The sequence below is a fragment of the Neoroseomonas rubea genome, assembly GCF_016106015.1.
GTDB lineage: Bacteria > Pseudomonadota > Alphaproteobacteria > Acetobacterales > Acetobacteraceae > Neoroseomonas > Neoroseomonas rubea.
Genome location: NZ_JACADQ010000510.1, coordinates 1 through 1,954, shown reverse-complemented (window position 1 = coordinate 1,954; position 1,954 = coordinate 1). Strand labels below are relative to the sequence as shown.

General features: G+C 71.7%; 4 protein-coding genes. All 4 read left to right on the top strand.

Annotated elements, in window-relative coordinates; translation table 11 throughout:
* Positions 1-512 (top strand): MotE family protein (locus HW577_RS24310; protein ID WP_408639554.1); only part of this gene is annotated, 512 nt, incomplete at its 5' end.
* Between the two features lie 41 nt (positions 513-553).
* Positions 554-934, top strand: a complete 381-nt coding sequence (locus HW577_RS24305) for a chemotaxis response regulator CheY (protein ID WP_198378675.1) — start codon at positions 554-556, stop codon at positions 932-934.
* Positions 927-1,529: a protein phosphatase CheZ gene (locus HW577_RS24300; RefSeq protein ID WP_198378674.1), complete on the top strand. Its 603-nt coding sequence runs from the start codon at positions 927-929 to the stop codon at positions 1,527-1,529. Before HW577_RS24305 ends, HW577_RS24300 begins: the two co-directional genes overlap by 8 nt.
* Positions 1,529-1,954 (top strand): hypothetical protein (locus HW577_RS24295; RefSeq protein ID WP_419956606.1); only part of this gene is annotated, 426 nt, incomplete at its 3' end. The genes HW577_RS24300 and HW577_RS24295, both read left to right, overlap by 1 nt.

The window sequence follows — 1,954 nt, the reverse complement described above, 5'->3', positions numbered from 1 at the left end:
CCGCGGCGCAGCGCCAGGCTGCCACGACGACCCAGGCCCCGGCGCCGGCACCGGCCGCGCCGGTCAATCTCGCCGCCGTCATCCAGCCCGACCCGGCAGCCGAGGCCGAGCGCGCGCTGCTGGAGCAGCTGCGCGCCCGCCGCGCGGAGATCGAGGCGCGCGAGCAGGCCGTCGCGCAGCAGGAAGTGATGCTGCGCGCGGCCGAGCAGCGCCTGACCCGCCGGGTCGAGGAACTGGCCGCGCTGCAGTCGCGGCTCGAGGCGCTTGACCGCGGTCGCGGTGAACGCGAGGAGGCCGGCTGGCGCGGCCTGGTGCGCACCTATGAATCGATGCGTCCGCGCGATGCGGCCGCCATCTTCAACGACCTGGAAATGCCTGTGCTGGTAGAAATCATCGACCGCATGAGCGAGCGCAAGGCAGCGCCCGTCATCGGCGCGATGCAGCCGGAGCGGGCGCGACTGGTGACCACGGAACTTGCCCGCCACCGCGCGCGTCGCACGACGGTGGACTGAACCACGGACCCTTGAGAGAGCAGCAGGAGGCCGCAGAGCCGATGGACAAGAACATCAACGTCCTGATCGTGGACGATTACCGGACGATGCTGCGCATCATCCGCAACCTGTTGAAGCAGCTGGACTTCAACAATGTGGACGAGGCGACGGACGGGCAGGAGGCGCTGGCCAAGCTGCGCGCGGGCAATTTCGGCCTGGTGATCAGCGACTGGAACATGGCGCCGATGACCGGCCTCGACCTGCTGAAGGAGGTGCGTGCCGATGCGCGGCTCAAGAACCTGCCCTTCATCATGATCACCGCCGAGAGCAAGACCGAGAACGTGGTTGCGGCGAAGCAGGCGGGCGTGTCGAACTACATCGTGAAGCCCTTCAACGCCGAGACGCTGAAGGAGAAGATCGAGAAGGTGATGGTCCATGCCTGACGGTGCGCAGGCGGGTCCCGATGAGGACCGGATCGAGGCTGCCGTCCGCGCCGTGCTTGTGAGCATGTCCGGCGACCTGACGGCCAAGGAAGCGGCGCTGCTGGCCGAGCTCGAGGCGCTCGGCCGCACCATCGCCCGCGCCAAGGCGGAGATCGCGCAGCTGTCGGTGGACGACATCACCGGCGCGCACATCCCCTCCGCGACGGATGAGCTCGACGCCATCGTCGACCACACGGCCCAGGCGACGAACGAGATCCTCGACTGCTGCGAGACGCTCGAGAAGCTGCAGGCGGAAGTTCCGCCGGCCGCGGCCGGGGCGCTGCAGGACGCGGTCACGCGCATCTACGAGGCGTGCTCCTTCCAGGACATCACCGGCCAGCGCATCAGCAAGGTGGTGACCGCGCTGAAGGCGATCGAGGCGCGCGTCGAGGCGGCCGTGGCCAATGCCAGCGGCCGGCCCGCGCCGGCCCCGGTCGCCGCCCCCGTGGCGGCGGCGCCCAAGACCGAGGGCCAGGAACTGGCCAACGGCCCGCAGCTGCCGGGCGGCGGCACCTCCCAGGAGGAGATCGACCGCCTGCTGGCGAGCTTCGACTGATGCGCCGCGCGGCGCCGATCCTCCTGCTGCTGCTTGCCCTCGCCGCGCCGGCGGGGGCGGAGGAGGCGCCGCGCGTTCCGCTGCGCGCGGGCAGCCATGCCGACCATGGCCGGATCGTCTTCGACTGGCCCTCCCAGGTGGGCTACCGCGTCGAGGAACAGGACGGCCGCGCGGTGATCCGCTTCACCGCGCCGGCGCGGCTCGACCTTGCCGCCGCGCGGCGGCCGCCGCGCAACATGCTCGCCGTCGAGCAGGAGGAGGACGCGGTGGTGCTGCGCCTGGCACCAGGCGCGCGCCTGCGTCATTTCCGGCTCGGCAACCGCATCGTCGTCGACGCGCTCGATGCCCGGGCCGAGGGCGAGGCCGCGCCCGCCGAGCGCAACGCGGCCCGCCGCGAGGGCAGCCGCAACCGTGCCGCCGAGGCG